This window comes from Pantoea sp. ME81 (assembly GCF_903970985.1).
In the GTDB taxonomy this organism is placed as follows: domain Bacteria; phylum Pseudomonadota; class Gammaproteobacteria; order Enterobacterales; family Enterobacteriaceae; genus Pantoea; species Pantoea communis.
The window spans coordinates 37,666-44,447 of sequence record NZ_CAJCKS010000028.1 but is presented as its reverse complement, the minus strand read 5'-3'; the positions used below and the strand labels follow the sequence as shown (position 1 = coordinate 44,447).

7 protein-coding genes are annotated in these 6,782 nt (G+C 55.9%); 4 read left to right on the top strand and 3 right to left on the bottom strand.

All coding sequences use genetic code 11. The features are described 5' to 3' along the window. Positions 1-850 (bottom strand): tRNA uracil 4-sulfurtransferase ThiI (thiI, locus tag H7A81_RS07705; RefSeq protein WP_182057178.1); only part of this gene is annotated, 850 nt, incomplete at its 3' end. 233 nt (positions 851-1,083) lie between these two features. Here thiI and xseB point away from each other — a divergent pair. The 4 genes from xseB (at position 1,084) to H7A81_RS07685 (ending at position 5,147) form a co-directional block, all read left to right on the top strand. Then, positions 1,084-1,326: an exodeoxyribonuclease VII small subunit gene (xseB, locus tag H7A81_RS07700; RefSeq protein WP_034831045.1), complete on the top strand. Its 243-nt coding sequence runs from the start codon at positions 1,084-1,086 to the stop codon at positions 1,324-1,326. Continuing rightward, a complete protein-coding gene (ispA, locus tag H7A81_RS07695) occupies positions 1,326-2,225 on the top strand; it encodes a (2E,6E)-farnesyl diphosphate synthase (RefSeq protein ID WP_182057177.1) in 900 nt (299 codons plus the stop codon). The genes xseB and ispA overlap by 1 nt, the downstream gene beginning before the upstream one ends. A 19-nt stretch (positions 2,226-2,244) precedes the next feature. Beyond that, complete coding sequence (gene dxs / locus H7A81_RS07690) at positions 2,245-4,110, top strand: 1-deoxy-D-xylulose-5-phosphate synthase (protein WP_182057176.1); 1,866 nt, start codon at positions 2,245-2,247, stop codon at positions 4,108-4,110. Between the two features lie 62 nt (positions 4,111-4,172). Beyond that, complete coding sequence (locus tag H7A81_RS07685; RefSeq protein ID WP_182057175.1) at positions 4,173-5,147, top strand: aldo/keto reductase; 975 nt, start codon at positions 4,173-4,175, stop codon at positions 5,145-5,147. Positions 5,148-5,296: 149 nt separating this feature from the next. On the opposite strand, the gene pgpA is transcribed toward H7A81_RS07685, so the two are convergent. Both pgpA and thiL read right to left on the bottom strand, forming a co-directional pair. Beyond that, positions 5,297-5,785 (bottom strand): phosphatidylglycerophosphatase A, encoded by a 489-nt coding sequence (gene pgpA, locus H7A81_RS07680; protein ID WP_182057174.1) that lies wholly within the window; start codon positions 5,783-5,785, stop codon positions 5,297-5,299. After that, positions 5,775-6,752 (bottom strand): thiamine-phosphate kinase, encoded by a 978-nt coding sequence (gene thiL / locus H7A81_RS07675; RefSeq protein ID WP_034831036.1) that lies wholly within the window; start codon positions 6,750-6,752, stop codon positions 5,775-5,777. The genes pgpA and thiL overlap by 11 nt, the downstream gene beginning before the upstream one ends. Positions 6,753-6,782: the final 30 nt, after the last annotated feature.

Below are 6,782 nucleotides of genomic sequence, written 5' to 3'. Positions count from 1 at the left end.
GCGCCTGAACGCCGTAGCGCTCAGCGACCATCGACGCTGCACGCACCATCATGCGTTTCAGCACGACGCCCATCTGGCCGTCGTCCACTTTCTCTAAGATCTCGCCCACCACCGGCTCGAAGTTGATCGCCACGAAGCGCACGCGATGCGAACGACCATAACGCTGCCACAGATAATGCGCGACCTGACGGACGCCGATTTCATGGGCGGCACCGCCGAGGTTGAAGAAGCAGTAGTGCACGCGGCAACCACGACGCATCAGCATATAACTGGAAACGCCGGAGTCGAAGCCACCTGAAATCAGCGACAGCACATCTTCTTGCGTCCCGATGGGGAAACCACCCAGCCCTTCATAACGGCCGGTGATCAGCAGCAGACGATCGTCTTCGATCTCGAGATTGACCGTCACATCGGGATTTTTCAACTGCACGCGTGCAGTCTCAATGTGCTGATTGAGACCGCCACCCACGTAACGCTCAACCTCAATCGAGCTGAAGCTATGTTTGCCACGACGCTTCACGCGCACGCAGAAACTTTTCCCTTCCAGACGCTCGCGATTCAGTGCCAGCGTCTGCTCGAAGATATCGTGCATATCGGTGTAAGGCTGATCCTCAACCTCCAGTAAATGGTGAATACCGGGGATGCGCGTCAGTTCATCAATAACGACGGTACGCAGTGCTTCTTTTTTAGCGCGTACTTCAATATGGTCCCAGTGACGCACCACGGCGATTTCGTCGTCGACAGTACGCAGGGTATTGCGGATGTTACCGGTCAGGATCTTGATAAAGCGCAGACGCACCGACTGACTTTTGATGGTGATTTCAGGGAAGAGCTTAATGATAAACTTCATGGCGACACAGCTTCGTTGGGCAAATAAGTGCTAAAACCATCGGCACTTAACTGGTAAAATCATATAATTACGGGTAACGCAGAAGCGCCCGCATCCGAGGCGCAAAAGTATACCACCTTTGTCAGATGACCGCTTCTGCAACCGCAATCACATTCATTATTTTGCTAATTAATCCTCGTCGGCTACCATGACCGATTGCAAGATGATTCCTAACCTGTGAGTCGACACTGATTATGCCGAAAAAAGCCGAAGCGCCAGCCAGTTTTGAAAGCGCATTACAGCAGCTGGAACAAATCGTCAGCCGTCTGGAAAGTGGTGAATTGCCGCTGGAAGAAGCACTGAACGAATTTGAACGCGGCGTACAGCTGGCACGCACCGGTCAGCAAACCCTGCAGCAGGCTGAACAGCGCGTGCAGATCCTGCTCAGCGATGACAAAGATGCCGCGCTCGCGCCGTTCACGCCGGAAAATGACTGATGGATTTCGCCAAATTACTCAACGCGTATCACGAACGCGTCAATCTGGCGTTGACACGCTTAATAGATCCACTTCCTTTTCAGAGTTCTCCTCTGGTGCAATCCATGCAATATGGGGCACTATTAGGCGGTAAGCGTCTGCGTCCATTTTTGGTTTACGCCACGGGCGAGATGTTAAAGGCCGATGCGGCCAGCCTGGATGCCCCGGCCGCTGCCGTTGAGTGCATTCATGCTTACTCTCTGATTCATGATGATCTGCCCGCGATGGATGACGATGCGTTACGTCGCGGACAGCCAACCTGCCATATAAAATATGGTGAAGACACAGCAATTCTCGCTGGTGATGCGTTGCAAACCCTGGCGTTTTCGATTCTGGCCGATGAGCCGATGCCCGGCGTCAGCCCGCAAGATCGCATTGCGATGATCTCCGAACTGGCTCAGGCCAGCGGTGTGGCAGGCATGTGCGGTGGCCAGGCGCTGGATCTCGCCGCAGAAGGCAAGCAAATCGACCTCGCCCAGCTCGAGCAGATTCATCGTCATAAAACTGGCGCTTTGATTCGCGCTGCAGTGCGTCTTGCCGCATTGACGGCGGGTGAACGTGGCCGTGCGGCACTTCCGGTCCTGGATACCTACGCCAACGCCATCGGACTGGCGTTTCAGGTGCAGGATGACATTCTTGATGTGGTGGGCGATACCGCGGTGCTGGGCAAAACTCAGGGCGCGGATCAGGCATTGGGTAAGAGCACTTATCCGGCGCTGATGGGACTGGATAATGCCCGCAGTAAAGCGTGGGATCTTTATCAGGAAGCACTGGGCGCGTTAGAAATCCTGGCAGCGCAGTCCTACAACACCACCGCATTACAAGCACTGGCAAGCTTCATAATTGAACGCGATAAATAACTTTCATAATGAGTCTCTGATGAGTTTTGATATTGCAAAATACCCGACACTGGCATTAGCGAGCACGGTTCAGGAATTACGTTTACTACCGAAAGAAAAACTTCCGGTACTGTGTGACGAGCTGCGTCAGTATCTGCTGGATAGCGTGAGCCGGTCTTCCGGCCACTTTGCTTCGGGTCTGGGCGTCGTCGAACTAACAGTCGCGCTGCATTATGTTTATAACACCCCGTTTGACCATCTGGTGTGGGACGTTGGCCATCAGGCCTATCCGCACAAAATTCTGACCGGACGCCGCGATCGTATCGGCACTATCCGCCAGAAAAATGGCCTGCATCCGTTCCCGTGGCGCGGCGAAAGTGAATACGACGTATTGAGCGTCGGTCACTCATCGACCTCGATCAGCGCCGGATTGGGCATGGCGGTTGCCGCTGAGCGTGAAGGCAAAGGGCGTCGTACCGCCTGTATTATTGGCGATGGCGCCATCACCGCAGGTATGGCGTTTGAAGCCATGAACCACGCAGGCGATATCAAACCTGACATGCTGGTGATCCTCAACGACAACGAGATGTCGATCTCGGAAAACGTCGGCGCACTCAACAATCGTCTGGCCCAGATTCTCTCCGGTAAAACCTACTCACGGCTGCGCGAAGGCGGCAAGCGTGTGTTGGGCGGCCTACCTCCGATCAAAGAGCTGGTGAAGCGCACCGAAGAGCACCTGAAAGGCATGGTGGTGCCGGGCACGCTGTTTGAAGAGCTGGGCTTTAATTACATCGGTCCGGTTGATGGCCACGATGTGCTGACGCTGGTGAGCACGCTGAAGAATATGCGTGACCTGAAAGGCCCGCAGTTCCTGCACATCATGACCAAAAAGGGCAAAGGCTACGCGCCTGCCGAGCAGGATCCCATCGCCTGGCATGCGGTACCGAAGTTCGATCCGGCCAGCGGTTCTCTGCCGAAAAGCGCGCCAGGCCTGCCGAGCTACTCGAAAATTTTCGGTAGCTGGCTGAGCGAAATGGCGGCGGACGATCCGCGTTTAATGGCGGTGACGCCGGCGATGCGTGAAGGTTCTGGCATGGTCAGCTACTCTCGTGACTATCCGCAACAGTACTTTGACGTGGCGATTGCTGAACAGCATGCGGTGACCTTTGCTGCAGGTATGGCGATTGGCGGTTACAAGCCGGTGGTGGCGATTTACTCCACCTTCCTGCAGCGCGCTTACGATCAGCTGATTCACGATGTGGCGATCCAGAAACTGCCGGTGCTGTTCGCTATCGATCGCGGCGGTATCGTTGGCGCCGATGGCCAAACGCATCAGGGCGCATTCGATATCGCCTTCCTGCGCTGTGTGCCCGAAATGGTGATCATGACGCCAAGCGATGAGAACGAATGTCGCCAGATGCTTTACACCGGCTATCACTATCAGGCGGGGCCAAGTGCAGTGCGCTATCCGCGCGGCACGGGCACTGGTGCTAAGCTGGAGCCGTTGGCCAGCCTGCCGCTGGGCAAAGGCATTGTGAAGCGCCGTGGTGAAAAGCTGGCGATCCTCAACTTCGGCACGCTGTTGCCTGAAGCACAGGCTGCCGCTGAAGCGCTGAACGCCACGCTGGTAGATATGCGTTTTGTGAAGCCCCTGGATGAAGCCTTGATTGCCGAACTGTCCACCAGCCATGATTCGCTGGTGACGCTGGAAGAAGGCGCGATCAAAGGCGGAGCCGGTAGCGGCGTCAACGAATACGTGATGGCGAAATGCCTGCGTGTGCACGTGCTGAACCTCGGCCTGCCAGATGAATTTATTCCTCAGGGCACGCAGGAAGAAGTTCGCCAGGATTATCAGCTGGATGCCGCCGGTATTCAGCAGCAAATCACTGACTGGCTGGCACAGTAATCCCCTCCCCGCTCCTGCTGCTATGCTTAGGGCATTCCTAACGCATAAGAGCAGGAGCTCCCATGAAAACAATTTGTTTAGGCCAAACCGACTTACAGGTTTCGCGTCTCTGTTTAGGCTGCATGACTTACGGCGATCCGATGCGCGGTAATCACGCATGGACCCTGCCCGAAGAGAGCAGTCGACCGCTGATCAAGCAAGCGCTGGACGCGGGCATTAACTTTTTCGACACCGCCAACAGCTACTCCGATGGCAGCAGTGAAGAGATTATCGGACGTGCGCTGAAAGATTTCGCCCAGCGCGATCAGGTTGTTGTCGCCACCAAGGTGTATTTCCCGCTCAGCAACCTTTCTCAGGGGCTGTCACGCAAGAACATTCTGCAATCCATCGACGATAGCCTGACGCGTCTCGGCATGGAGTATGTCGACCTGCTGCAGATTCACCGCTGGGATTACGACACGCCGATCGAAGAGACGCTTGAGGCGCTGAATGAGGTGGTGAAATCGGGTAAAGCGCGCTACATCGGCGCTTCTTCGATGCATGCTGCACAGTTCGCTCAGGCGCTGGATCTGCAAAAGCAGAATGGCTGGGCACGTTTTGTCAGTATGCAGGATCAGTACAACCTGATTCAGCGTGAAGAAGAGAACGAGATGCACCCGCTGTGTGAACGTGAAGGTATCGCGGTGCTGCCGTGGAGCCCGCTGGCGCGCGGCAAGCTGACGCGTCCATGGGGCGAAACCACGGCGCGTTCGGTATCGGATAACGTGATGGAAAAACTCTATACCGGCACCGAAGAGAACGATGCGGCGATTGCAGAGCGTCTGGCGACCATTGCCGCCGATAAAGGCGTGACGCGTGCACAGGTGGCACTGGCGTGGCTGCTGCATAAACCGGTGGTCACAGCCCCGATTATCGGTGCATCGCGCGAGCAGCAGTTTGCAGAGTTGGTTAAAGCAGTGGATGTGGAGCTGAGTTCAACGGATATCGCCGAGCTGGAAACGGTTTATCAACCGCATCCGGTGGTGGGATTCGAGTAATGATTTAACAGCCCGCGTCCTGCGGGCTATCCTGGTAGACTCATTACGTTCAGCGCTGCGTATTGCCAGCCCCTGAACGGCACCAGCCTGTTCTGAAGCTTTCGTACGCGTTGTGACAGAGGGCACGTGAGTTAGGCGCACCTGCCGAATTAAAGCACCAGCCCCAATCCATACAAAATTGCCGCTGATATCACGCCCGCGATAATGTCATCGACCATAATGCCCATGCCGCCATGCACGTTCTGATCGAACCAGCGAATCGGCCAGGGTTTCCACATATCGAAGATGCGGAAGATGACAAACGCGGCCAGCACCCATTGCCAGCTCATTGCTGGGATCGCCATCAGCGTAATCCACATGCCGATAAACTCATCCCAGACGATGCTGCCGTGGTCGTGCACACCCATGTCTTTCGCCGTGCGATGGCACAGATAAACGCCCACGCTAATGCCAATCAGCACCAGCAGCGAGTAAATCTGCAACGGCAGAAAGGTCATCAACCACCAAAAGGGAATCGCGGCAATCGAACCGGCGGTGCCTGGCATGATCGGGCTCAGGCCACTGCCAAAACCGGTTGCCAACAGATGCCAGGGATTGCTCAGGCGCAGGCGGCTTTTCGCTACATCTTTACTTCGCATTAAAGTGATCAAATCCCTTGTGATTAAAACGACGTGGCTTGCCATTTTCCAGCAGCGTCAACCCGTCGGCTTCAGGCGCAATCTGCCCGATGCAGGTATAAGGCACACCAAGATGACCCAGCGCCACGTCCAGCGCACCACGATTGACTTCCGGCACGGTAAAGCACAGCTCATAATCTTCGCCGCCACTTAACGCCCAGGTCAGCACCTGTTCCGGCTCAAAATGATCGCGCAACGCAGCAGACAGCGGCAACGCTTCCAGATTGAGGCGCGCACCAACGCGGCTCGCCGTGAGAATATGGCCGAGATCGGCAATCAAACCATCGGAGATATCGATCGCCGAGGTCGCCAGATTGCGCAGCGCCTGGCCCTGCAACACGCGTGGCATCGGGCGCAGATGGCGCTTGATCAACACTTCATGGACAGCCGGATCGTTCAGGCGATGACGATGTTGTAGCAGCGACAGGCCCGCCGCGCTGTCACCCAGCGTACCGGTAACAAAGATCCAGTCGCCAGGTTTGGCACCCGAACGCTTTAATGCGCGTCCTGTCGGCACCAGACCGTGAATCCCCAACGTCAGGCTCAGCGGTCCGCGCGTGGTATCACCGCCAATCAGCTGCATATCGTAGTAATCCAGCAGCTCAAATAAGCTATCGCTGAATGCGGCCAGCCAGCTTTCATTCACTTCAGGCAAGGTAATCGCCAGCGTCAACCACGCCGGATCGGCACCCATTGCCGCCAAATCACTGAGATTCACGGCCAGCGCTTTGTAACCCAGATCGGCAGGATGGATATCACGCAGGAAGTGCACGCCCGCCACCAGCGTATCGGTGCTAATGGCCAGCGTCTGTTTTTCGGGCACGTTCAGTAACGCACAGTCGTCACCAATTCCCTTCTCCACATCGCGGCGGGAGCTGGTAACGCGGTTAAAATAACGTGCGATCAGTTCGAATTCACCACAGGACATAAGTCAGGTCTCAATGAGAAAAAGGCCGGT

Bases quoted from the DNA above. Each gene is read 5' to 3' on its own strand.
- xseB (WP_034831045.1), top strand. From the start codon at position 1,084: ATGCCGAAAAAAGCCGAAGCGCCAGCCAGTTTTGAAAGCGCATTACAG.
- ispA (WP_182057177.1), top strand. From the start codon at position 1,326: ATGGATTTCGCCAAATTACTCAACGCGTATCACGAACGCGTCAATCTG.
- dxs (WP_182057176.1), top strand. From the start codon at position 2,245: ATGAGTTTTGATATTGCAAAATACCCGACACTGGCATTAGCGAGCACG.
- H7A81_RS07685 (WP_182057175.1), top strand. From the start codon at position 4,173: ATGAAAACAATTTGTTTAGGCCAAACCGACTTACAGGTTTCGCGTCTC.
- pgpA (WP_182057174.1), bottom strand. From the start codon at position 5,785: ATGCGAAGTAAAGATGTAGCGAAAAGCCGCCTGCGCCTGAGCAATCCC.
- thiL (WP_034831036.1), bottom strand. From the start codon at position 6,752: ATGTCCTGTGGTGAATTCGAACTGATCGCACGTTATTTTAACCGCGTT.